Below are 24,853 nucleotides of genomic sequence, written 5' to 3' on the forward strand. Positions count from 1 at the left end.
CCCCCCCCCCCCCCCCCCCCCCCCCCCCCCCCCCCCCCCCCCCCCCCCCCCCCCCCCCCCCCCCCCCCCCCCCCCCCCCCCCCCCCCCCCCCCCCCCCCCCCCACCCCCCCCGCCCACCCCCACCCGGCGGCGCCCGCCCGGCCCCCCCCGCCCGGGGGCTCGCCTCTACAGGCGGCGCATCACATGCCCGGACTGCGGTAGATCCACGCCATGCGTGGATGCACCCCCAGCCGGTACAATCACCGCTCTGTTTTCCCCCAAGCACCGGAGCGACCCATGTCCCGCCAGATCATCAACACCGAAAAGGCCCCCGCCGCCATCGGCCCGTACTCGCAGGCCGTGCGCGCCGGCAACACCGTGTATTTCTCCGGCCAGATCCCGCTCGACCCGGCCACCGGCGACATCGTCGGCGCCGGTGACGTCGAAGCACAGGCCCGCCGCGCCTTCGACAACCTCAAGGCCGTGGCCGAAGCCGCAGGTGGTTCGCTGGACAAGGTCGTGCGCCTGGGCCTGTACCTGACCGACCTGGGCGAGTTCGCCAAGGTCAACGCGGTCATGCAGGACTACTTCCAGGCCCCGTACCCGGCCCGTTCCACCATCGAAGTCTCCGGCCTGCCGAAGGGCGCCAGCTTCGAGGTCGACGCGGTGATGGTCATCGACTGACCGCCACGTGGCACGCAAGGCGGCGGTCACCCCGGTCCTGTCACCGTCCGGCGAAGCATCCCTGGCGATGCTCGCCGGCGTCGGTCCGGCCGTGGCCGCCAAGCTGCAGGCGCGTGGCCTGGCCACCCTGCAGGATCTCTGGCTTCACCTGCCGCTGCGCTATGAAGACCGGACCCGGCTGACCCGCATCGAAGACCTGCGCAACGGCGTGCCGGCGCAGGTGGAAGGGCGGGTGGTCGCGGTCGAGCGCGGCATGCGCTACCGGCCGATGCTGAAAGTGGCGGTGGAAGACGAAGGGCAGGGCACCCTGGTGCTGCGCTTTTTCCACTTCCGCCAGCAGCAGGTCGGGCAGTTCGCGGTCGGCACCCGGCTGCGCTGCTTCGGCACGCCCAAGCCCGGCCACTTCGGCCTGGAAATCGTCCATCCCAGCTACCAGGTGCTGGGCCGCAACGACGATCCCGAACTCGGCGACCGCCTCGACCCGGTGTATCCCACCGTCGAAGGGGTCGGCCCGATGACCATGCGCAAGCTGATCGGCCAGGCGCTGGACCGCCTGCCCGAGGAGAGCGCGCTGGAATTGCTGCCCAGCGGCTGGCTCGATGGCCTGGGCCTGCCTTCGCTGCGCAGCGCGCTGCTGACCGTGCACCGGCCACCGCCGGATGCCGATCTGGCCGCGTTGGCCGCCGGTACCCACCCGGCGCAGCGTCGCCTGGCGATGGAAGAACTGCTGGCCCATCACCTCAGCCTGCGCCGCCAGCGCATTGCCTTGCAGGCACACCATGCGCCGCCGCTGGCCGGTCCTGGCAAGCTGGCCAAGGCGCTGCTGAAGCAGCTGCCGTTCGCGCTGACCGGCGCGCAGGCACGCGTGTTCAAGCAGATCCGTGAAGACCTCGCGCGCCCCAGCCCGATGCTGCGGCTGGTGCAGGGCGACGTCGGCTCCGGCAAGACGGTGGTGGCCGCGCTGGCCGCCATGCTGGCGGTGGAGCAGGGCAAGCAGGTTGCGTTGGCCGCACCCACCGAACTGCTGGCCGAGCAGCACCTCAACAATCTGCGCGGCTGGCTGGAACCGCTCGGTGTGCGCATCGCCTGGCTGGCCGGCAAGGTCACCGGCAAGGCGCGCGCCAAGGTGATGGAGCAGGTCGCCAACGGCGAAGCACAGGTGGTGGTCGGTACCCACGCGCTGATGCAGGAGGCGGTGGTGTTCCAGGACCTGGCGCTGGCCATCGTCGACGAGCAGCACCGCTTCGGCGTGCACCAGCGCTTGGCCCTGCGCGACAAGGGCGCGGGCGGCAACAGCGTGCCGCACCAGCTGGTGATGACCGCCACGCCGATTCCGCGCACGCTGGCGATGTCCGAGTACGCGGACCTGGATGTGTCGGCGATCGACGAACTGCCGCCGGGACGTACACCGGTGCAGACGGTCGCGCTCAACAATGATCGTCGCCCGGAGCTGATCGAGCGCATCGCACTTGCCTGCCAGGAAGGGCGGCAGGTGTACTGGGTGTGTACGCTCATCGAGGAAAGCGAAGAGCTGGATGCCACCCCGGCGCAGGCCACCTACGAATCACTGCAGGCGCTGCTGCCCGGTGTTCGCGTCGGGCTGGTGCATGGCCGCCTCAAGGCCGCCGAGAAGCTTGCGACGATGGTGGCGTTCAAGGCCGGCGAGATCGACCTGCTGGTGGCGACCACCGTGATCGAAGTGGGCGTGGACGTACCGAACGCCTCGCTGATGGTGATCGAGAACGCCGAGCGCCTCGGCCTGGCCCAGCTGCACCAGCTGCGTGGCCGCGTGGGCCGCGGTTCGGCGGTGTCGCGCTGCGTGCTGCTGTACCAGGCACCACTCTCGCAGATGGCGCGTGAGCGCCTGCAGACCATGCGCGAAACCAACGATGGTTTCGTCATCGCCGAGAAGGACCTGGAACTGCGCGGCCCCGGCGAACTGCTCGGGACGCGCCAGACCGGCCTGGCCGGTTTCCGCATTGCCGACCTGGCCCGCGACGCTGGCCTGCTGCCCGGCGTGCATGAATTGGCCGAGCGCCTGTTGGCCCAGCAACCGGCCCTGGCTGATCGCGTGGTGCAGCGCTGGATCGGCACCGCGGTGCGTTACGCCTCGGCCTGATCCCTGTAGAGCCGAGCCCATGCTCGGCTGCCGTTCGCGCTGCGCGCGGGAGTCGAGCATGGTTCGACGCTACAGACAGCCTTTTCGATCATCTCGCGGATATGTCGACCAAGGTCGACACCTACCAAGAGCGGTAGCGATCTGTCGAAGGCGCGGTGGGGCCGGTTGCGGGGGCGTGAGCCGCATGGATGCGGCGACCGAGCTTACATGGACGTACTTGCAGCGTCCCCCGCAACCGGACCCACCCCGCCATCGCTCAGGAAACCAGCTTTTGCCGTTGCCGTTGCTCCTGCCTCTGCGGGTGCAGGGCGCAGCCCTGCCAGAACCCCAACCTCCGTACTTGCAACGGTCATCATCCCGGTCCACACTTCGTTGCCGATCTGAAGACGGCAATAATGACCCACAAGATCCCCCTGTTGATCGACACCGATCCCGGTGTGGACGACGCCTTGGCCCTGCTGATGGCCTTTGCCGATGAACGGCACGACGTGGTCGCCCTGACCATCGCCGCCGGCAATGTCGGCCTCGAATACACCGTCCGCAACGCCCTCAAGCTCTGTGACATCGTCGGCCGCCCCGACGTACCGGTGTTTGCCGGCAGCCCGGATCCGCTGCTGCACCCCTCCGTTGACGCTGCCCACGTGCATGGCCGTGATGGCTACGGCGACGTGGACCTGCCGCCGCCGAGCCGCCAGGCCGAGGCCGAGCACGCGGCCCTGGCCATCCTGCGCCTGTCGCACGAACACGCCGGCGAACTGATGCTGGTGATGTTGGGCCCGCTGACCAATCTGGCGCTGGCACTGAAGCTGGACCCGACCCTGCCCCAGCGCATCAAGCGCATCGTGGTGATGGGCGGTGCGGTTACCTGCCACGGCAACATCACCCCGGCAGCCGAATTCAACATTGCCTTCGATCCGGAAGCCGCGCACGTGGTGTTCACCTCGTTCAAGCACCTGCTGGTGTCGGACTGGGAGGCCACCGTTGCCCACGGCCTGCCGCTGGAGGACGCCGAGAAATGGCTGCAGGCCGATTCCGATCGCGCCCGCTTCTACGAACTGATCTCGCGCAAGACCCGCGCGCTGTCGGAAGATGCCAAGGGCGGCCGCTGGTATACCGCCGATGCGGTGGCCATGGCGTGGGCGCTGAATCCGGAAGGGCAGCTGCAGGTCGAGTCGCGGCCGCTGAACGTCGAGCTGAATGGCACGTTCAGCCGCGGCGCCACCATCGTCGACTGGAACCGCCAGACCGGCCAGCCGGACAACTGCGATCTGCTGATGGCCTACGACCAGCAGCGTTTCGAGGCCCTGGTGCGCCAGGCTCTGGGCGCGGACTGACGTCCGTTGCCCCGCACCGGTTGCCCCGAGCGGCAACCGGTGCTTATAATGCCGCTCTTGACCACCAGCCCATTTACGGTGTGAGCCCATGAAGGCCGATATCCATCCGAACTACCGCGACGTCGTCTTCCATGACGTCACCTCCGATTTCAAGATCCTGACCCGCTCCACCATGGCGACGAAGGAAACCATCCAGTGGGAAGACGGCAACGAATACCCGCTGGTCAAGGTTGAAATTTCCTCGGCTTCGCACCCGTTCTACACGGGCAAGCACAAGGTCATCGACACCTCGGGCCGTATCGACAAGTTCCAGAAGCGCTACGCGCGCTGATCTGTCGATCCAGCTTCGAACCGACGGCCGCGCTCTGCGCGGCCGTTTGTTTTTCCCCAACGCCAACCCAACGGGCGTTTGGATGGACGGAACACTGCGTTCGTGTGACAACGCTTTTGCCGATCCGGGCAGCTCAACGGCCGGTGTCTGGCCGCCTGTCGTATACGACTTCCGTCTAGCACCCGACAAATGCTGCTGTGCGATAATGACATGATCCCCGGCACAGGCCGAGGACGTCATTCACGTGCCTGACCAATGCGCTTGGGCAGGCGCCTTCCCATGAAGGAGCGCACACAGTGTCCGATCTTGATCAGGTCACGCTCAACGCCGGCGATAAGTCCGTCGTTCTGCCCGTCATCAAACCCACCCTTGGCAACGACTGCGTCGACATCGCGAAGCTGACCAAGGAAACGGGTTTCTTCACCTACGATTCCGGCTTCACCGCGACGGCCAGCTGCAAGTCCGCCATCACCTACATCGACGGCGACAAGGGCGTGCTGCTGTACCGCGGCTACCCGATCGAACAGCTGTCGGAAAAGTCGAGCTACGTCGAAGTGGCCTACCTGCTGATCAACGGCGAGCGCCCGAGCGCCGAGCAGCTGAAGGCCTTCACCGATGAGCTGACCGCCGAAGCCAACGTCGATGAGTCGATCAACACCCTGATCGGCAGCTTTGCCAAGGATGCCCACCCGATGGCGATCCTGGCGGCCGCGATCGCGCAGCTGTCGGCCATCTACCACGACTCGCTGGACCTGTCCGACGCCGAGCAGCGCCGCAAGGCCGCCGTGCGCCTGATCGCCAAGGTGCCGACCCTGTCGGCGCTGATCTACCGCCACGGCAAGGGCCTGCCGGCCAACAAGCCGGACACCTCGCTGGACTACGTCAGCCGCTTCCTGAAGCAGACCTTCGAGTCCGCTGACGGCCAGTACGACCTGAACCCGGACGTGGTCAAGGCACTGGACCTGCTGTTCATCCTGCATGCCGACCACGAGCAGAACGCCTCGACCTCGACCGTGCGCCTGGTCGGCTCGACCGGTGCCAACCCGTACGCGTCGGTCGCTGCGGGCGTCACCGCGCTGTGGGGTCCGGCCCACGGCGGTGCCAACGAAGCCGTGCTGAAGATGCTCGAAGAGATCGGCAGCGCCGACAACGTCGAGTCCGCCGTGGTCAAGGCCAAGGACAAGACCTCCGGCTTCCGCCTGATGGGCTTCGGCCACCGCGTCTACAAGAACTTCGACCCGCGCGCCAAGGTCATCGGCGAGATGACCAGCAAGGTGCTCAAGCAGCTGGGCGTGCAGGATCCGCTGCTGGACGTGGCCGTGAAGCTGGAACAGGCTGCGCTGCAGGACGAGTACTTCGTCGCCCGCAAGCTGTACCCGAACGTCGATTTCTACAGCGGCATCATCTACAAGGCGCTGCAGATCCCGACCGAAATGTTCACCGTCATGTTCGCCCTGGGCCGTACTTCCGGCTGGGTGTCGCATTGGCTGGAACAGCAGGTCGATCCGGAAATGAAGATCGGCCGTCCGCGCCAGGTCTACACCGGCAGCGACGTGCGCGACTACCAGGGCTGATCGCCCGCAGCAGATTTGCTGAGAACGCCCCGCATCCGCGGGGCGTTTTTTTTTGTGCCCTGATCGTCTTCGGCGGATGGCGACCGCGGAACGTTGGTCCGCACGATAAGAGCCCGCTTCCGGATCTGAACGCGTTCTGACAATGAATGTCGCATTCACATCTTTTCGGATCTATTGCATGGGTATCACGTCGAAGGCGATAGAACCTGTGCGTACTCATCCCTGTGTGGAGAACGCCATGAACCGACTGCTCGCCATCGCTTTTATCGCCACGCCGCTGGCCCTGCTGAGCCCGCAGGCCTTCGCGCAGTACACCGGGCCGGGGGCAGGGGCCGCTGCCAGCACGGTCGCTGACGCACGTGCGCAGCGCGATGATCATCCGGTGGTGCTGCGTGGCACCCTCACCGCCAAGATCGGTGACGAGCGCTACCAGTTCCGTGATGCCAGCGGCCAGATCGAGGTCGAGATCGATGACGAAGACCTGCCGCCGCAGGCCATCGGTGCCGACACCGTGGTCGAGCTGCGTGGCAAGGTCGACACGCATCGCTTCAAGCCCACCGACATCGATGTCGATCACGTCACCGTCGTGCCTGCAGGTTGAAGCGAACGGCAGCCGAGCGTGGGTTCGGCTCTACAAATTCAATGCAATGAGGTTTGTTGCATTGAACCGATGAGGGAAATTGCATAACCCTCAAACATTGAGCGAATTCAAGAATTCCCCTTAACGTTCAACGTTTTAGGAATGCTTGAATGGCCTGCATGGCAATGGATTTCTAACATTCTCTCCGTCGCCCGCACCCATCCCCGCGGGCGATGCTTCCCTCCCTTTTCTCCTTGGGGAGGGGAGCTTTCATATTCCCCCTTTGTCCGAGAGAGACAACCATGCACGCCATCATCAAGAAGGCCGCGCTCGCGGCAGCGCTGGCCACCGCTTCGCTGTCCGCGCACGCGCTGGAAACCAAGATCTCCGTCTATGCCGACGTCGACCCGACCCTGGCACTGCTGCGTGATGACGGCACCCCGTTGCCGGACCTGGTCACGCTGACCCACGATCCGCTGCGCGGCCTGATTCCGGACACGCAGCGCGTGCGCATTCACTCCAATGATGACACCGCGGATATCGAGGCACGCATCGACGGTGCGTTTGCCCTCGCAAATGAGACCGGCACCGTCACCGTGCCGATGACCATCAGCCTCAACAATCGCGCACTGGGTGCCGCCGCCATCGAATACGAGGCAGTCGACCTGTTCACCGGCGCCGGCTCGACCCCGGGCGCCTCGATCTCGATGCCGTTGACCATCGCCCAGGCCACCCCGGCCCCGATCACCACCAAGGGTCGCTACAGCGGCATCGTCAACGTCGTGCTGAACCAGAAGGCCACCACGCCGTAATCCCCGCGCCGGCCCGGCTCCCGGGCCGGCCGCTTCTCCAGCGGTACCCTCATGACCTCACACGCCCCCGCCGTCACCCGGCTGGCGGTCGCGCTCGCCCTGGCGTTGTCCACTCCGCTGGCGGCCGCGCGCGGCGTCCCGCCCGGTTTCGAAGATCTGGTCGAAGGACAGACCGAACAACTCGACATCCGGCTGTTCGGCCGCTCGGCCGGGCTGTCGCCGGTGCGCGTCACCCTGGAGCATGTGCAGCTGGAAGATCCCGCGCGCGTGCTGCAGGCACTGGACCTGCCCGCCGAGGCGCAGGCCGCGCTGCTGCCGGCGCTGTCGCAGCCGCTGCCACGCAACAGCCACCTGGCCTGCCGCTTCGGTGGCGCCGAGGCCGGTTGCGGCTATCTGGATCCCCCGGAAGACCCTGCGGCCGCGCGCGCGCTGTATGACGAAGGCGAGGGCGCCGTGCGCCTGTTCGTGGCGCGCAAGTGGATCGGTGGCGAGCCCGCCGCGGAACGCTTCCACGCGCTCAGCAGCAATGCCGAGAACGCTTTCCTGCACCAGCAGGTGCTCAACCTCACCGGTGGGCGCGACTACCAGTCGTTCAGTGCGCGCGGCACCGGCGTCCTCGGCCTGTTCCAGCGGGGCCATATGTCCGCCGACTGGTACTTCACCCAGCAGCGCTACCGCAGCAACGGTGGCGATGCGCATTTCGAATTCGACAACGTCTATTACCGCCATGACCTGGGCCAGCAGTACTACCTGCAGGCCGGGCGCATGGACCGCCGCAACCTGTCCAGCCCACAGGGCGGCACCTTCGGTTTCAGCATGCTGCCGCTGGACCGCTTCGACGGTGCCCGCGTGGGCACCACCCAGGCTTACGTGGACAGCGATGCTGCCGTGCAGGCCTCGCCATTGACGGTCCTGCTCGCCCGCGATGCGCGCGTGGACGTGTTCGACGGCGAGCGCCTGCTGCAGACCTACTACCTGCAGGCCGGCATCAACCAGATCGATACCCGCAACTTCCCGTTCGGCAGCTACCTGGTGCGCATGCGCATCTACGAGGATGGCGTGCTGGTGCGTACCGAAGAGGCCCCCTTTGACAAGGGCGGCGATTGGACCGACAGCCAATGGCAGTGGTTCGTGCAGGGTGGCCGCCGCAACGAGCGCCGCAGCGACCGCTTCGATGGTGAGCAGGTAACGGTGGCCGGCACGCGCGTGCCATTGGCTCGCGATCTGGCGGCCACTGCGGGCGTCGCCCACCTGGGCGGGCACAGCTATGGCGAACTGCGGATCGACCTGCGCCGCGTGCTGGCCACGCAGGAGATGCGCGCAACGTTCAGCGGCATGCGCGGCAGCGATGGCAGCCACGGCCAGCAGCATCAGCTGTCATACCGGCGCAAGGCCTCCTGGAACATCTACCAGCAGCGCATGCGCGGCAAGGCCTGCCAGTTCGAGGCCGATGCACGGGACCGCCTGGGCTGCACCAACTCGCTCAGCGGATCGGTCTCGCTGCCGATCGCCGGTGGTACGGCGTACCTGGGGTACACCCGGCGCCAGACCTGGCGCACCGGTTGGAGCCGTCCCGGTGACGATGATCCGTTGGCGCCACTGGATCCGTTCCTGCCGCCGCAACCGCTGCAACCGCACCGTGAGCCGCAGCTCAGCCGCACCTGGCAGGCCAGCTTCAGCCGCAGCCATCGTTGGCAGGATTTCAGCGTCTCCACGCGGCTGGGCCTGTGGCAGCAGCACAGCCACGACAGTGCCCGTGACACCCGCACGCGCGACCGTGGCATCTACCTCAACGTAAGCTTCACCCGCCTGCAGCGCAGCCATGTTGGCAACGGCCAGCGCCGCTATGCGGTGGACATGCGCCAGCCGCAGCACCAGCGGCCGGAGATCAACTACAGCGTCGGCCAGAGCTATCGCCAGGAGGTGGACGCGCAGTTGCGTGAGCTGACCTCCGAGCTGCGCGCCAACAACAACGACCGCTACAGCGCATCGCTGGGCGGGCAGCTGCAGAACCGCTACGGACAGACCGGCGCCACCGTGGCGTACTACCAGCAGCATGGCCGCAGCGAGACCGCTTACAGCGGCACGCACAGCTCCGCCTTCGCGCTGGGCCGGCGCGGTGCCTACTGGGGCGCAGGCACCGGCGCCGACGCCGGGCTGGCGGTACAGGTAGCCGCCACCGATGACCTGGACCTGCAGGGCGTGGCGGCCGAACTGCAGGTGAGCGGCGCGGGCCGGCAACGGCTGCAGATCGGCGAGCGCCGGCTGCTGCCGTTGGCCGCCTACCAATCGCACCGGGCCGAACTGCAGGACGCCAGCATCGACACCAGCATGGCCGCCATCCGCGTGAGCGGCGCAGGCGGTGCGCGCCCGATGTTCCTGGCGCCAGGACGGCTGATGCGCATGCCGGTGCCGATCGAAGTGACCTATACCTTCATCGGCACCGCCCGCACGCTTGCCGGCGTGCCGCTGGGCGGCGCCCGCATCCTCAATGCGCCGGTACCCGGCACCAGCGCCAATGGCGGCTTCGTCGCCGACTTCCCGCGTCGCGAGACAACGCTCTACCTGCTGCAGGACGACCGCCTGCTGCACTGCCCGCTGCAGGTGCGCGAGCGCCGCCAGGTGGTGCTGCTGGTCGGCGCCGTGCGCTGCGAACCGCTGGCCATAGCCCAGCTGCCGGCGGAGATCCGCCAGCAGGCCCGCGTCACCCGGCTGCTGCAGGAACGCGCGCTGATTGCTGCCACGCCCCAGACCGCTGCTGCAGGAGGAACGCCATGAGCCGGCGTGTGTTGTTCGTGTTGATGCTGGTGTGCGCGCTGGCCGTGCTGATGCCACGGGCATGGGCGCAGTGGCCGCCGGAGACACATCCCACCGATCAGAGCCGGGACATCGTGATGTCGTGGGACCGCTCGGCCGTGCCCGGCGACGTGGAGCTGTGGGCGCCGAGGACGGTGCTGGGGTTCAGTCATGACGTGGCGATGAAGTACGGGCAGATCCATGTGGTGTGTGGGTCATTCACGGACCCAGAGTTCGGCAGATGCCGGACGGAAGGGATTGGAGGGGAGCTCACCGTTCCCTCGGAGGTTGTCATTCGCTTGGTTGAGCAAAGAACGGGTCTACGAAACGACATTCGCATGGTCGGGTATCTGGAGCGTTCGATGACCGACCGCAGTTGCACGGGTGACTTCTGGCAACCGGGGGTCCGGCCGCTATTTGCATCACGCTTGGACTATTGCGGTACCGGCGAAGCAATTGGTACCGGCGCCGCGTTGACCTTGTCAGAAGCTGAGCTGGCGCGACTTGTCGCAGGCCACTGGAAGGCCACGATGCGCCTGAACATCAAGGCCGACCCAGCCGCAGCTCCTGTCGCCACCGCCACCTTCAACTTCGATTTCACCGTCACCGACTACGACGCGATCTCGATCTACTTCCCGGCCTTCGACACCATTGCGCCGCTGGTCAACATGGACCTGCGCTACGACCCCATCAAGCAGATGGTGGGCGGCCGCAAGCAGCTGGAGATGTGCCTCTACGACGGCCTCGGCTCGCAGAGCGAGTTCCTCGGCGTCACCGTGCGCGACAGCGGGCCGCGCCCGCCACCCGGCAGCGACTTCGCGGTCTGGCACCGCGATGGTGGCAGCGACGACCGCCAGCGCCTGGACTACCACGTCAGCCTGAACTACGGCGGGCGCGATATCCGCATGCGGCATGGCGTGGAAGAACTGCTGCATGGCATCGACAGCGCCGAACTGCGCCTGGTCATGCTGCCCGGCATCAGCCAGCCGGTCTATTGCGTGCCCACGCCGCTGACATTGCTGACACCTCCCACCCCTGTCGCCAGCAAGCGCCCCGGTCTCTACGAGGGCGAGCTGACGGTGGAACTGCGCGTACCCACCGCCAAACCCTGATCCCACACGGAGCCTGCCATGAACAAACTGATCGTCTGGATGCTGCCGTTGAGTGCGCTGCTTGCGCCATCAGCACACGCCAACCTGTCCATCCACCCCATGCGAACCGCGATGGACACAAAGCGTGGTGCGCAGATCCGCGTCTACTCGCAGTCCACCCGCCCGCAGTATGTACAGGCCAGCCTGCGACGCATCGATAACCCGGCAACGCCCCGCGAACAGGAGCAGGATATCGAGGTCGCCGATTCGGCCATTGCCATCACACCCGGCAAGTTCGCGCTGTCAGGCGGTGGCAATCGCCTGATCCGGCTGATCCCCCTGCAGCCGGTGCAGAAGGAAACCGCATACCGGGTGTACTTCGAAGGTGTGCGCGGCCCGGAAGGCACTGAACTGGAAAGCAGCGACGACGCTGCGCACGCCGACGTCGGCGTCAGCCTGGTGTGGGGCGCGCTGGTGAACGTGGTGCCCGCCGACGGCGTGGTCAACCTGAGTGTTCGCGGCAACACGCTGCACAACAGCGGCACCCTGCGCGTGGGCATTGTCCATGCGGCCGAATGTACGGCCGCCGGCGTCTGCACGCCGCACGACCTCTCGCACAGCCTGTACCCGGACGCCGATTTCACCCTGCCGTTCCAACCGCAGCCGGGCAATTCGCTGCGCCTGCGCTACCGGCTCAGCCAGGACGGCTATCGCGAGCATGTCCAGGACGTGGCCATCCAGTCCAGTTGATCCACTCCCTGCGTCCCGCGCCTGGCGCGGGATGCCTTTTCCGCAGACTGTTAAGGAGAAAGACCATGAATCGAATCTATCGACGTATCTGGAATGCTGCACGCCAGTGCTGGGTGGTAGCGAGCGAGCTGGCTGTCGCAAGGCAGTGTTCCTCATCGCCGAGAAGACTCCGGCTACTAGTCATTCCACTATCGATGTCTGCGGCCGGCTCCATTTCCGCGAACGCGGGCAGCATGTACTGGGGATGTTCGCCCTTCGATTGGGACAAGGCGGACGTCTATTGCGTGCCCATGTCAGGACAAAGTGAGGATGGAAGAACCTCTGCCAATGCAAAGATCTCCACCTCCAAGGACTATCTGATCATGGGGGGAGGTTCGTACAACGACGGCTCCTGGAACGCTGCCTTTGGTCCCAAGGCCCAGATCATTGGCAACTACAACGCGGCATTGGGCCACAAGGCCAACATCAACGGCGTAGACAGTGTTGCCGTGGGCTACAACGCGACTGCCAATGGTGGTCACAGCACGGTTGTAGGCGCAAATGCCTATGGCAGGGGAATCGGCTCCACCGCATTCGGAAACAGCGCTGCGGCAACGCGTCAGAACGCGCTTGCGGTCGGCAGTGGCTCGTTGTCACAGGGCGAGAATGCGGTTGCAATGGGCGCGAACGCATTTGCCAATGGCGTTGATGGCGTCGCCCTGGGCAGCAAAGCCTCGGTCGATACCGGCGGCGGCACGTCCGGCATCGCCATAGGTGCTGCTGCGAAGGCCGGGACGGCCGGCTACACCGGTGCAATCGCCATAGGCGGTGGCGCCGAGGCGCGCATTGATAGCGTAGCCCTGGGCTACGGTGCGTCGGCAGCCGCGCAAGGAGCAGTTGCGCTGGGTGTGCGTTCTTCCGCAACCGAAAAGAACACTGTTTCCGTGGGCAGTTCCACGCTGCGACGGCGGATTGTGAACGTGGAAGACGGCCGCATCACGGCGTCAAGCTCAGATGCCGTTACCGGCAAGCAACTGCATGCGATGAACGAGCGGGTCGATGGCTTGATCAAGCAGGATTCCGCGAGTGGCATAGTGCGTATTGCCAACAGCAATACCGGCACGGAAGTCAGCATGCGCAATGCAGTGTTGGCGACGCGAAAAGTGAGTGGCGTTTCTGATGGAACGTTGACGACAAGCAGTACGGATGCCGTGAATGGCCGGCAGCTCAACGCCACGAACTCCAGGCTGGGGACAGTGGAATCGGCAGTGGGAACCGTAAAGGGAGACCTTGCCGACGTCCGTACGCTCGCCCAGTCGGCCACCAACCGTATCGATGCCACCACCCTGGCGCTGGGCAAGGGCGCGGTTGCAGAATCGGGCAGCTACGGTATCAGCACCGCCATCGGCAACAATGCCAAGGCCTACAACGGTCGCAGTGTCGCACTCGGATTCGACGCGCTGGCCGGCGTCGATGCAGAAGGCAACAAGGTGAACAACCAGAATGCCGGCGTTTCCATCGGTGCAAACACGCGCAGCGCAAATGGCGCGGTCGCGACGGGCTTCCGGGCCATTGCCAGCGGAAACTTCTCCATCGCCGTAGGCGGCGACGCCAATGCGGCCGCCGAGCATGCCACTGCAATGGGGTACCTGAGCAAAGCCACGGCGCAGCGGTCCACCGCACTGGGCAATCTTGCGGTATCGGCCAACACCAGCGCCGTTGCACTGGGTGACCGGGCCAACGCACGCCATGACAATGCGGTGGCACTGGGTGCTGGCTCCGTCACGGCGTCCGTCAACTCCGTTTCGGTGGGCAGCGCTGCCACCAAGCGCAAGATCCAGTACATTGCCGATGGCGCGGTCAGCAATGGCAGTACCGATGCCATCACCGGCAATCAGCTGTTCGCGACCAACCAGGCCGTGTCCACTGCACAGAACACGGCCACGAGCGCGCAGACGGCGGCCAACGACGCCAAGGTCGACGCCGCCAAGGCGCTGACCGAGACGGCCGCGCTCGCCGGGTTGGTCTCTGAGACCGCCGCCAGCGGCAATGTCCGCTTGGGCGAGAAGAACAGCGGTACCGTACTGGACGTGCGCAACAGTACCAACGCCAGCCGAAAGGTTGCCGGTGTGGCTGACGGCGACTTGGGTGACAGCAGCAATGAGGCTGTGAACGGCAGGCAGCTGAATGCTACCAACGTGCAGGTGGCTACGGTGGAGAAGGCGGCCACGGCCGCGCAGGCCGATGCAACGGTTGCCAAGGCGGACGCTGCCAAGGCGTTGGTCAGTACGACCGCGCTGGAAGGACTGGTCAGCCAGACCGCCGGCAACGGCGATGTCCGTCTTGGCGAGAAGAACAGCGGAACCGTGCTGGATGTGCGCAACAGTATGGGTGTTGACCGAAAGATCAGCGGCGTTGCAGATGGCATGGTGACCGATAGTAGTGCTGACGCTGTATCAGGGCGTCAACTCTTCGCAACTAATGCCCGGGTCTTGATGATCGAGCGCCAATCGAAGTTCGTTGGGCTCGGTACTGACGAGTTCAGCGAACGGGCTGTGGCCGGGGGATTCGGTGTTGCGATTGGTGATTCCGCCAAGGCCAGCCCGCTCAGCGAAGGCGGGACGGCAATCGGGGCCTTTGCCAACTCACTGGGAATGAACTCGGTCGCAATTGGTCGGGGCTCTCTGGTTACGGAACATTCCGAGAGGGGCTTTGCACTTGGCGTAGCTTCCAGGGTGGAAGCGGCCGGCGGTATGGCAATTGGTGCAGGCGCCAAGGTGTCAGTCGGCGCTACGGGCTCTGTCTCGATAGGATCAGGTTCAGAGGCGACTGAAAGCGGAACCGCATCATTTGGCAATTCCCTTACCAAGCGCCGTCTCGTGAACGTTGATCGTGGCACCGCCGATCACAATGCCACCACTGTCTCCCAGCTGAAGGATTCCCTTGCCACCCTAGGCGGCAGCGCAGGCATGGACGCCAACGGCAACATCATTGCACCGACCTACTCGGTGCAAGGCGGTGCGCAGAACACCGTGGAGGATGCGTTGATGGCGCTCGATGGTGCCGTCATCACCTCAAGCCGCCGTGCGGACAAGGTGGAAGGCCAGCTCAACTCGATCTTCCAGGATTCACCCTCGGCCCGTGGCGATGGCATGAACCAGATCGCGCTGAATGGCGTGAATGGCATGGTGCTGACCAACTTGGCTGACGGTCGGATAGCGCCAGGAAGCCGTGATGCCGTAACGGGCAATCAGCTGTACGCCGCAGAGCAGAAGATCTCGCAGAATCGAAATGATCTGGAGGCCATGCGCAAGGAGCGGGAGATGCGCGAGCAGGCCATGCGTGGATTGGATGCGAGCGGCCCGATTGATTTCGGCGGTGCGCGTTTGACTGGCGTGGCCGAGGCGAAGTTGTCGGCTGACAGTTCGGATGTTGTTCGTGGAAGTCAGCTCTATGAGACCAACAGCCGTGTTTCGGAACTTGAGGACGTCGCACAGTTTGTGAGTATCGGGTCAGCGCCCTTCAGTGAACGCGCCCAGGCGGGTGTGGCGGGCGTTGCGTTGGGAAATTCAGCAAAGACGGGACTGGAGGGAGGAACTGCGGTAGGGACGTTTGCGGAGGCCATGGGGAAGAACTCGACCGCAATTGGTAGAGCGGCGACTGTCTCTGTGGACTCTGCGAATGGATTCGCAATGGGTGTCGGTGCACAGGTCGGTGGAGGCGCGGGCGGTGCGAATGAGGGTATCGCGATTGGTGCTGCCGCAAGAGTTGAAGGCGGAGCTCATGGCTCTCTGGCACTTGGAAACGGTGCCCTGGCAGATGAGGAAGGAGTTGCGTCATTTGGCGGTGTTGGCATCAAGCGCCGCCTCGTAAACATCGCCAGCGGCACCGCCAACCACAACGCCGCCACCGTCGGCCAGCTGCGCGATGCACTGTCCGCCCTCGGCAGCGAAGTCGATGCCAACGGCAACATCGTCGGCCCCAGCTTCACCGTGCAGGGCCAGTCCCAGTCCACGCTCAATGGCGCATTGGAAGCGCTGGATGGCGCAGTGGTCAGCACCACCTCGCGCGTGAACCAGGTCGAGTCCCAGCTGCGCAACGTGTTCCAGGACACCCCCTCGGTCCGCGCCGACGGTCTCAACCAGCTCACCCTGGCCGGAACCCACGGCATGGTCATCTCCAACGTGGCCAATGGCCTGGTCGCGGCCGGCAGCCGTGATGCAGTCAATGGCGGCCAGCTGCACTCGATGCAGCAGCAGCTCAACGGTCGTATGGATGGGCTCGAGCAGCGCATCGATGCGCCGCAGCCGCAGGCAATGGCGGTGGCTTCAGTGCCCGAACCGGAAGCACCGGTGCCGCAGGCCGAAGGCGGCCAGCAGGTGGCGTCGGTCGGCGAGGGTGAGAAACCTGCACCGCAGCCGAAGACGAAGAAGGAGGACACCCCGAAGCCCCAGGTCGATACCGCTGAACTGGAGAAGATGCTGGCCCGTGCCAACGAGTACACCGATGGTGCGATCAGCAACTTCGAACGCCGCCTGGACAAGATGGACAAGCGCTTCAACCGCATGGCGGCGATGAGCAGCGCGCAGACCGCGATGGCGATGAACACCGCCGGCCTGGCCACCTACAACCGCCTCGGCGCTGGCGTGGGCTACAGCGAGGGTGAGTCGGCGATGGCAGTGGGCTACCAGCGTGTGCTCAACGAGAAGGGCTCGGCCACCTTCAGCCTCAATGGGGCGTTCACCAACAGCGGTGAGCGCAGCATGGGCGTCGGCGTCGGCATCGGCTGGTAAGCGATGGAGCCCCGGCGTGACGCGCGTAATCCGCCCCGCCGCGCCGGGGTCCTTGCCGAGGAGATGGCAATGTATCGATGGGTAAGCCGGTTCATCAGCTACCGCACGTTCTACCTTTGGCGGGCGCGGTATTACTACTACACCCGCAATCTGGACCGCTGGCTGCTGTTCGCCCTGCTGTGCGTGGCGGGCATGGGCTTGGCGGCCTGGTACACCTGGCGGGTATCGAGTGTGCCGCCGCCGCGCGTGCATCCGGAGGCCGCCGCGCTGCGCGTGGAGAACATCACCCAGGAGGCGATCCATCGCATCGTGCTGGTGCGGCATGGCGGCCCAACCCCGGGTGAGCCGTTCACCACGCCGGAGGATGTCCGTGCCGGCACGCTGCGCACACTACGGGTGCGGCAGCTGCTGGACAGTGCGACGGTGTGGCAGCTGAAGGCCCACATGTTGGCCGACATCGCGACGTACATCGATGCCACGGGAAGCTGCTTCCCTTTCCCGTGCTGGCAGGTGAGCCATCGGCTGGAACTCATGCGTGCGGCGGAGGCGGAGAACGCGGCCATCAACCGGGCGCTGGAGCCGGTACTGGAGATCCCGCTGGACAGGATGCCGAACCTCAACGGCGGTGAGCGCGCGCGGATACAGACGGCGTGGTCCGATCCGTTCGGCGACGTCTACAACCAGACCTGGTTGCTGGGCGATCTGCAGAACATGCACGCGCGGATGATGATGGCGTACCCGCAGCGGGTGGGAGCTCCTTGGCTGATGCGCCTGCTTGGCGATGAGACGGAGGAGCAGCACCATGATGTCTGGTAGGGCAACGCACCTCCTGTAGAGCCGAGCCATGCTCGGCTGCTCTTCGGTCAGGTGTCCGGATGCCTGATGCACCGTGCGGACCAACGGTCCGCACCCACCAGAAGAAGGAAGCAGGTAGCGCGCTTTCTGTAGAGCCGAGCCATGCTCGGCTGCTCTTCGGTCAGGTGTCCAGATGCCTGATGCACCGTGCGGACCAACGGTCCGCACCCACCAGAAGAAGGAAGCAGGCAACGCGTCTTCTGTAGAGCCGAGCCATGCTCGGCTGCTCTTGGGCCAGGTGTCCGGATGCCTGATGCACCGTGCGGACCAACGGTCCGCACCCACCAGAAGAAGGAAGCAGGTAGCGCGCTTTCTGTAGAGCCGAGCCATGCTCGGCTGCTCTTCGGTCAGGTGTCCGGATGCCTGATGCACAGTGCGGACCAACGGTCCGCACCCACCAGAAGAATGAAGCAGGTAGCGCGTCTTCTGTAGAGCCGAGCCATGCTCGGCTGCTCTTGGGCCAGGTGTCCGCACGCCTGATGCACAGTGCGGACCAACGGTCCGCACCTACCAAGGCCGGAACCATCCAAGGCCGGAACCATCCAAGGCCGGCGCAACCGTCACCCGCCGATATACGCGGTGATCTCCGCTTCGGCCAGCAGCTGCCGCAGCTGTGCGACAGACGCGCGCCGCATCGGTTTCTCATCCACCGGCGACAGCGGCGCCTGGCGCAGCGCATCGTATGGCAGCACGGCCAGGTCGAAGGTCAGCTCCTCGGCACTGAACACCCACACCGGCACGTCCAGGCTGCGCTCGCGGTCCATGCGCAGGCGGCGCGTCCGCGATTCAGCGGGAATGCCGTGCTCGTCCAGGAAGCGATGCACGGCTTCCGGGTCGTCGCTGTGCAGGTGCAGCTGCACCGGGCTGTTGGCATCGGCGGTGCCTTCCAGCACCGGGCCGGCCAGCCGTGGGGCGAAGCCGTGCAGGAACTCCAGCGCGCGCATCGCGGCCTCGCGGCGGCGCTGCAGTTCATTGCCGTGCTGGGGCCCGGCGAACAGCCGCTGGTATTCGCGCAAGGCGTCTTCGATCTCGGTGTTGCGGGGCAGGGAGGCATCGTCGTGGATGCCGAGCCGGCTGGCGGCCTTCAACTTGGCCTGGTGATAGTCGCGGATGCCGCCTTCGGCCATCAGGCGGGCGGCTTCGTGGGCGAGGCGGTGGCGCCGCTCGCGGGTCTGGCTGGCAGCATGCTGGCGGGCGCGATGCATGCGATGACTCCTGTTGCGACCTGGCTACAGACTAGCGCACGGATGTGACATCCGCGTAGGTATTTCAAGGTGGGGATGTAGAGCCGAGCCCACGCTCGGCTGCTCTACGCGGGGGGCCCTGAACCGAGCATGGGCTCGGCTCTACAGTCGCATCGGTGCCAACCCACGGTTGGCACCCACTGCACCCTTCCTCAGAAGATATCGAACGCGGCGGCGTCGGCCTGCGGCGTATTGAGGTTCAGGTCGTAGTCGGTCAGGCGATCCATGTCTTCCACCTTCACCCACTCGGTCGCGCCGTTGAGCGTGGCCTGGACCATGCCGCTGGGCGGCTCGTTCTGCGCGATCGGGGTGTCCTTCAGCGCGGTGCGCATGTAGTCGATCCAGATCGGCAGCGCCGCCTTGCCACCGTACTCGCGGTAACCCAGCGAGCGGAAGTCGTCGCGGCCCACCCACACGGTGGTCACGTACGGGCCGCCGAAGCCGGAGAACCAGGCGTCACGATGGTCGTTGGTGGAGCCGGTCTTGCCGCCCACGTCCTCGCGGCCGAGCACCTTGGCCTGCACACCGGTACCGCGCTGGACCACGTCGCGCATCATCGACACCAGCTGGTAGGCGGTGCGGGCGTCGATCGCGCGCGGAGCGGTGCGGGCATCCGGGTTGGCCGGAGCGGTGGCAGTTTCGGTCTTGGCTTCGGCCTTGGCCGCAGCGGCCGGGTCCACCTTCGGGGCCGGGGCGCCGAAGTTGAAGCCATCCACCACCTGGTTGACCGGCTGATCGCTGCTGCCGGCGCAGTCGCGGCAGGCCAGCGCCGGGTTTTCCTTGAACACCAGGTTGCCGTCGCGGTCATTGACCTGGTCGATCAGCCAGGTATCCACGCGCGAGCCGCCATTGGCGAACACCGCGTAGCCACGCGCCACCGACAGCGGGGTCAGCGATGCAGTGCCCAGCGACATCGACAGGTTCGGCGGCAGCTCCGATTCGGCAAAGCCAAACTCGCTGATGTACTTGCGCGCGTAGTCCACGCCCATGCCATCAAGCAGGCGTACCGAGACCAGGTTGCGCGACTGCACCAGCGCTTCACGCAGGCGCATCGGGCCGCGGAAGCCGCCGCCGTCGTTCTGCGGGGCCCAGGTCTTGCCGCGGCGATCGCGGAACACGACCGGGGCGTCGAGCACGATCGAGGCTGGGTTGTAGCCCTTGTCGAAAGCGGCCGCGTAGACGAACGGCTTGAAGCTCGAACCCGGCTGGCGGCGGGCCTGAGTGGCGCGGTTGAACTTGTTGCCGGAGAAGCTGAAGCCACCCACCAGCGCCTTCAGCGCGCCGCTGTGGGCATCCAGCGAGACCAGTGCGGACTGGCCGCGCGGGATCTGGTCCAGCAGCCACTCCCCTTCCTTGGCACCGGCGCGTACGCGCACGATGTCGCCGCGCTGCACCAGCTTGCCCGGGGTCTTGTTGGTCCACTTGGCGGCGCCGGCCGGCAGCACGATCTCGGTGCGGTTGGCCAGCACCACCGTGGCGCTGCCATCGGCCGCGGTGCTGGCGACGATTGCCGGCAGCAGGCCGGCCTGGCCGTACATGCCGCGCAGGTGCTCGGCCAGCGCGGCGGTATCGTCGCCGGCGCCCAGCTGCACCTGCTTCTCCACGCCGTGCCAGCCGTGGCGGTGGTCGTACAGCAGCAGGCCATCACGGACGGCCAGGTTGGCGGCGGTCTGCAGGGTGGAGTCGATCGTGGTGGTGACGTGGTAGCCCTTGTTGACCACGTCGCCGCCGAAGCGGGCGATCATTTCCTGGCGCACCAGCTCGGCCACGTAGGGTGCATCGACCTGCACCGGCGGCTCATGCGCGGTGGCGTGCATCGGCACGGCCTTGGCCGCGTCGGCTTCGGCCTGGCTGACGAACTTCAGGTCGGCCATGCGCTGCAGCACGTAATTGTCGCGGCGCTGGCGGGCACGTTCCGGGTTGGAGATCGGGTTGCCCGACGACGGGAACTTGGGGATACCGGCCAGCGAGGCCATCTCGTCCAGGTCCAGCTCGTTCAGCTTCTTGCCGTAGTAGAACTCGGCGGCGGCGGCCACGCCGTAGGCGCGGTTGCCGAAGAAACTCTTGTTCAGGTACAGCTCGAAGATCTCGTCCTTGCTCAGCTCGGACTCGATCTTGCGCGCCAGCAGGATCTCGGCCAGCTTGCGGGTGTAGCTGTACTCGGAGCTGAGGAAGAACTGGCGGGCGACCTGCTGGGTGATGGTGGAGCCACCCGGCACGCGCTTGTCGTTGGTGGTGGCCAGCAGCCAGACCGCACGGCCGATGCCCATGTAGTCCACGCCGCCATGTTCGTAGAAGCGGGCGTCCTCGGTGGCCAGGAAGGCCTGCTTCAGCCGCTCGGGCACGTCCTTCATGGTGACCGGGGTGCGCCGGGTCTCGCCGAACACCGCCATCAGCTTGCCGTCGGCAGCGTAGACGTACATCGGCTCCTGCATTTCCACGTCGCGCAGGGTCTGCACGTCGGGAAGCTTGGAGGAAACGGCATAGTACAGACCGCCCACGGCGGCCGCGCCGATCAGCGCCAGGACCAGGACAATCAGGAAGATCCAGCGCAGCCAGCGGCGGAGTCGAGTCATCGGGTTCAGATTCCGATTGCGAATTTCGTGGTCGCAGAGTATAGATTACGCAAGGTGGCGGCTGGGGTCGGCACCGGGGAGCGCAAGGGGAACAGTCAGGGGCTGCATGGTGAATCCGTGAGGGATTTCACAGCAGGGCCGTTGCCATTTGCTAAGAATACGTTATTAATGCTCGGACGCAGGTCTTGCGTCCAAGTGCCCGTCGGCAGGGGAGAAACCGTGGGGCTCATCCCAAAAAGTCAGTCGCCGCTTGTAGGCGTCGACATCAGTTCGACTGCGGTAAAGCTTTTGCAGCTGTCCCGCAGCGGCAATCGTTTCCGCGTGGAACATTACGCTGTGGAACCTCTTCCGCCGAATGCGGTGGTGGAGAAGAACATCGTCGAAGTGGAGGCCGTCGGTGAGGCCATCCGCCGGGCGATGAACCGTTCAGGCAGCAAGGCCAAGTTGGCCGCTGCCGCCGTCGCGGGGTCGGCGGTGATCACCAAGGTGATCCCGATGCCGGCCGATCTCGACGAAAACGACATGGAAGCCCAGATCGAGCTGGAAGCGGTCAACTACATTCCGTATCCGATCGAGGAAGTGAACCTGGACTTCGAGGTGATCGGGTCGATCCCGAACAACCCGGAGATGGTCCAGGTGCTGCTGGCCGCGTCGCGTTCGGAGAATGTCGAGCTGCGCCAGTCCGCGCTGGAGCTCGGTGGCCTGCAGGCCAAGGTGATGGACGTGGAGGCCTTCGCGGTCGAGAACGCCTACGCCCTGGTCGCCAGCGAGCTGCCGGTGTCCATCGACGGCGTGGTTGCGCTGGTCGACATCGGCGCCACCATGACCACCCTCAATGTCCTGCGCGGCGGCCGCAGCCTTTACAGCCGCGAGCAGGTGTTCGGTGGCAAGCAGCTGACCGACGAGATCATGCGCCGCTATGGCCTGAGCTACGAGGAAGCCGGGCTGGCCAAGCGCCAGGGCGGCCTGCCGGAAAGCTACGAGATGGAAGTGCTGGAGCCGTTCAAGGAAGCCACGGTCCAGCAGATCAGCCGCCTGCTGCAGTTCTTCTATGCAGGCAGCGAATTCAACCGCGTCGATCACATCGTGCTGGCCGGCGGCTGCGCCGTGCTCGGTGGCCTGCCGGAGATGGTCGAGGAACAGCTGGGCGTGCCGACCGTGGTCGCCAACCCGCTGGCGCAGATGACCCTGGGGCCGAAGGTGAACGCGCATGCGTTGGCCCAGGATGCCCCCGCGCTGATGATCGCGACCGGTCTGGCGCTGAGGAGCTTCGACTGATGGCACGCATCAATCTATTGCCCTGGCGCGCCGAGCGGCGCAAGCAACGCCAGCGCGAGTTCTACGCAATGCTGGGCATGGCCGCTGTCGGTGGCCTGCTGTTGTCGCTGATGATCTGGTTCTATTACGACCGCCAGGTGAGCGGCCAGATGGACCGCAACGCCTATCTGGAAGCCGAGATCGAGAAGGTCAAGGAACAGAACAAGGAGATCGATCGCCTCGACGCGCAGAAGGAACGCCTGCTGGCCCGCAAGAAGGTGATCGAGGAACTGCAGGCCAAGCGCTCGCAGATGGTCCACCTGTTCGACGCGCTGGTACGCACCATTCCCGATGGCGTGGTGCTGACCGCGCTGAAGCAGGAAGGGGATGTGCTGACGCTGGAAGGCCGCACCCAGTCCAACGCCCGCGTTTCGGCCTACATGCGCAACCTGGAGACCTCCGGCTGGATGACCAATCCGGAGCTGTCGATCATCGAAGCGCGTGACCCGGAGAAGGACAAGGATGGCAAGGTCGGTCCGCTGGCCGACATCAAGGCGCTGCCCTACGTGTTCGTGGTCAAGGTGAAACTGCCGGCACAGAGCGAAGAGGTCTCGGCGACGCCGGGCCTGAACGCCGATGGGTCGGTGGCGACGGCTGCGCCCGCACCGGTGGCTCCGTTGGCCGCAGGTCCGGGTGCCGCGACGCCTGCGGCTCCGGCAGCGGGCCAGCCGGCAGCGGCTCCCGCTGCACCGGCCGCTGCACCGCCGGCCAAGCCGAACCAACCGGCCGCTCCGGCCGCCGCGCCGGCCCCGGCACCCGCCCCGAAGCCTGAGGGCAGCCGCCTGGCGCAGCCGCCGCAGGCCTTCAATGCGCTGCTGCAGGGGGACCGCGCATGAGCCAGAAGATCGACATCAAGAACCTGGATTTCAACGACATCGGCAACTGGCCGCAGAAGGCCAAGATCGTCTTCTGCTCGTTGCTGGCGCTGGTCATCATGTTCGTGGCGTGGATGCTGCTGATCAGCGGCAAGCGCGAAGAACTGGCCGGCCTGGAATCGAAGGAAGTCGAGCTGCGCGCCGAGTTCACCAAGCAGCAGGAACGCGCGGTGAACCTGGGGCCGCTGAAGCAGCAGCTGGCGCAGATGGAGCAGGTGCTGCAGCAGATGCTGCGGCAGCTGCCGAGCAAGACCGAAATGCCCGACCTGATCATCGACATCTCGCAGACCGCGCTGTCCAGCGGCCTGACCAACGAGCTGTTTGAGCCGGAGCAGGAGCAGATCAAGGAGTTCTACGCCGAGAAGCCGATCAAGCTGCGCATGGTGGGCAGTTACCACCAGTTCGGCGCATTCGTCAGTGGCGTGGCCTCGTTGCCGCGGGTGGTGATCCTGACCATGCATGACATCAACCTCAAGCCCAAGGAAAAGACCGGCGGCAACGTCCGCAGCGGTGCACTGGAACTGTCCGGTACGGTCAAGACCTACCGTTACCTGGACGAGACCGAAGTGCAGGCGCAGCAGGCGGCCGACGCTGGCAAGGAGGGCAAGAAGTGATGCGCGCGCAGACCGTACGTGGTGCGATGGTGCTGGCTGTACTGCTGCTGGCCGGTTGCGGCCGTGGCGTGACCAGCACGCCCGGCGACGCACCGAACCTTGAGAAGTGGGTGGAAGGCGAGCGCGCGCGACCGGCGCAACCGCTGGAGCCGCTGCCGGTGATGCAGCAGTTCGAGACCTTTGAATACTCCGCGCAGGGCATGCGCGATCCGTTCACCGATGCCTGGACCAATCCGCAGCAGGGGAACGGCGGATTGCGACCGGACCCGAACCGGCGCAAGGAGCCGTTGGAAGGCTTCCCGCTGGATGCGCTGGACATGGTCGGCACCATCGGTACCGGTGCAGGCACCGTGGCGCTGGTGATGGGGCCGGACAAGGTCACCTACCGGGTCCGCCCGGGCGGTTACCTGGGGCAGAGCGACGGGCGGGTCACGGCGGTCTTCGAAGACCGCGTGGAGCTGATCGAACTGGTGCCGGATGGCGCGGGTGGCTGGCTGGAACGGCCGGCAACGCTCTCGCTTGAAGATCAATGATCGTTTACTGGGGATA

At 65.8% G+C, this 24,853-nt stretch carries 18 protein-coding genes; 16 read left to right on the forward strand and 2 right to left on the reverse strand.

The annotated features are described in order from the left end of the window. Positions 1–277 precede the first annotated feature (277 nt). From WDC87_RS16195 to WDC87_RS16250, 12 genes are all read left to right on the forward strand, one after another. Positions 278–664: a RidA family protein gene (locus tag WDC87_RS16195; RefSeq protein WP_005418954.1), complete on the forward strand. Its 387-nt coding sequence runs from the start codon at positions 278–280 to the stop codon at positions 662–664. A 7-nt stretch (positions 665–671) separates the two neighbouring features. After that, complete coding sequence (gene recG, locus WDC87_RS16200) at positions 672–2,783, forward strand: ATP-dependent DNA helicase RecG (protein ID WP_252744843.1); 2,112 nt, start codon at positions 672–674, stop codon at positions 2,781–2,783. Positions 2,784–3,178: 395 nt separating this feature from the next. Then, complete coding sequence (locus tag WDC87_RS16205) at positions 3,179–4,117, forward strand: nucleoside hydrolase (protein WP_005418952.1); 939 nt, start codon at positions 3,179–3,181, stop codon at positions 4,115–4,117. 88 nt (positions 4,118–4,205) lie between these two features. Then, the gene (locus WDC87_RS16210) at positions 4,206–4,448 is read left to right on the forward strand and encodes a type B 50S ribosomal protein L31 (protein ID WP_005410871.1); all 243 of its coding nucleotides are present in this window, start codon (positions 4,206–4,208) and stop codon (positions 4,446–4,448) included. 296 nt (positions 4,449–4,744) lie between these two features. Then, the gene (locus WDC87_RS16215) at positions 4,745–6,022 is read left to right on the forward strand and encodes a citrate synthase (protein WP_061480588.1); all 1,278 of its coding nucleotides are present in this window, start codon (positions 4,745–4,747) and stop codon (positions 6,020–6,022) included. A gap of 238 nt (positions 6,023–6,260) precedes the next feature. Next, a complete protein-coding gene (locus tag WDC87_RS16220) occupies positions 6,261–6,623 on the forward strand; it encodes a NirD/YgiW/YdeI family stress tolerance protein (RefSeq protein ID WP_072168459.1) in 363 nt (120 codons plus the stop codon). A gap of 281 nt (positions 6,624–6,904) precedes the next feature. Further along, a complete protein-coding gene (locus WDC87_RS16225; protein WP_252745414.1) occupies positions 6,905–7,414 on the forward strand; it encodes a CS1 type fimbrial major subunit in 510 nt (169 codons plus the stop codon). 51 nt (positions 7,415–7,465) lie between these two features. Further along, a complete protein-coding gene (locus tag WDC87_RS16230; protein ID WP_072168461.1) occupies positions 7,466–10,192 on the forward strand; it encodes a TcfC E-set like domain-containing protein in 2,727 nt (908 codons plus the stop codon). A 200-nt stretch (positions 10,193–10,392) separates the two neighbouring features. Continuing rightward, complete coding sequence (locus tag WDC87_RS16235; RefSeq protein WP_336331313.1) at positions 10,393–11,322, forward strand: CfaE/CblD family pilus tip adhesin; 930 nt, start codon at positions 10,393–10,395, stop codon at positions 11,320–11,322. Between the two features lie 18 nt (positions 11,323–11,340). Continuing rightward, a complete protein-coding gene (locus WDC87_RS16240) occupies positions 11,341–12,051 on the forward strand; it encodes a pilus assembly protein (RefSeq protein ID WP_072168463.1) in 711 nt (236 codons plus the stop codon). 65 nt (positions 12,052–12,116) lie between these two features. Then, complete coding sequence (locus WDC87_RS16245) at positions 12,117–16,823, forward strand: ESPR-type extended signal peptide-containing protein (RefSeq protein ID WP_252745413.1); 4,707 nt, start codon at positions 12,117–12,119, stop codon at positions 16,821–16,823. 69 nt (positions 16,824–16,892) lie between these two features. Continuing rightward, the gene (locus WDC87_RS16250) at positions 16,893–17,639 is read left to right on the forward strand and encodes a hypothetical protein (RefSeq protein WP_088497526.1); all 747 of its coding nucleotides are present in this window, start codon (positions 16,893–16,895) and stop codon (positions 17,637–17,639) included. A 599-nt stretch (positions 17,640–18,238) separates the two neighbouring features. On the opposite strand, the gene WDC87_RS16255 is transcribed toward WDC87_RS16250, so the two are convergent. Beyond that, entirely contained in the window at positions 18,239–18,883 is a 645-nt protein-coding gene (locus tag WDC87_RS16255; protein ID WP_049411389.1) for a hypothetical protein, read from the reverse strand. Between the two features lie 191 nt (positions 18,884–19,074). Then, positions 19,075–21,498 (reverse strand): penicillin-binding protein 1A, encoded by a 2,424-nt coding sequence (locus WDC87_RS16260; protein ID WP_005418929.1) that lies wholly within the window; start codon positions 21,496–21,498, stop codon positions 19,075–19,077. A gap of 219 nt (positions 21,499–21,717) precedes the next feature. Here WDC87_RS16260 and WDC87_RS16265 point away from each other — a divergent pair, with 219 nt between their 5' ends. Genes WDC87_RS16265 through WDC87_RS16280 form a run of 4 tightly spaced genes read left to right on the forward strand, consistent with a single transcriptional unit; the run spans position 21,718 to position 24,837 of the window. After that, a complete protein-coding gene (locus tag WDC87_RS16265; RefSeq protein WP_014038321.1) occupies positions 21,718–22,776 on the forward strand; it encodes a pilus assembly protein PilM in 1,059 nt (352 codons plus the stop codon). Then, positions 22,776–23,651, forward strand: a complete 876-nt coding sequence (locus WDC87_RS16270; protein ID WP_088497528.1) for a PilN domain-containing protein — start codon at positions 22,776–22,778, stop codon at positions 23,649–23,651. The genes WDC87_RS16265 and WDC87_RS16270 overlap by 1 nt, the downstream gene beginning before the upstream one ends. Then, entirely contained in the window at positions 23,648–24,304 is a 657-nt protein-coding gene (pilO, locus tag WDC87_RS16275) for a type 4a pilus biogenesis protein PilO (protein WP_057493352.1), read from the forward strand. The genes WDC87_RS16270 and pilO overlap by 4 nt, the downstream gene beginning before the upstream one ends. Further along, positions 24,304–24,837, forward strand: coding sequence for a pilus assembly protein PilP (locus tag WDC87_RS16280; RefSeq protein ID WP_005418914.1), 534 nt, complete (start codon positions 24,304–24,306; stop codon positions 24,835–24,837). Before pilO ends, WDC87_RS16280 begins: the two co-directional genes overlap by 1 nt. The last annotated feature ends 16 nt before the right edge of the window (positions 24,838–24,853 follow it).

Source organism: Stenotrophomonas maltophilia group sp. Smal12, assembly GCF_037079935.1.
Taxonomy (GTDB): domain Bacteria; phylum Pseudomonadota; class Gammaproteobacteria; order Xanthomonadales; family Xanthomonadaceae; genus Stenotrophomonas; species Stenotrophomonas sepilia.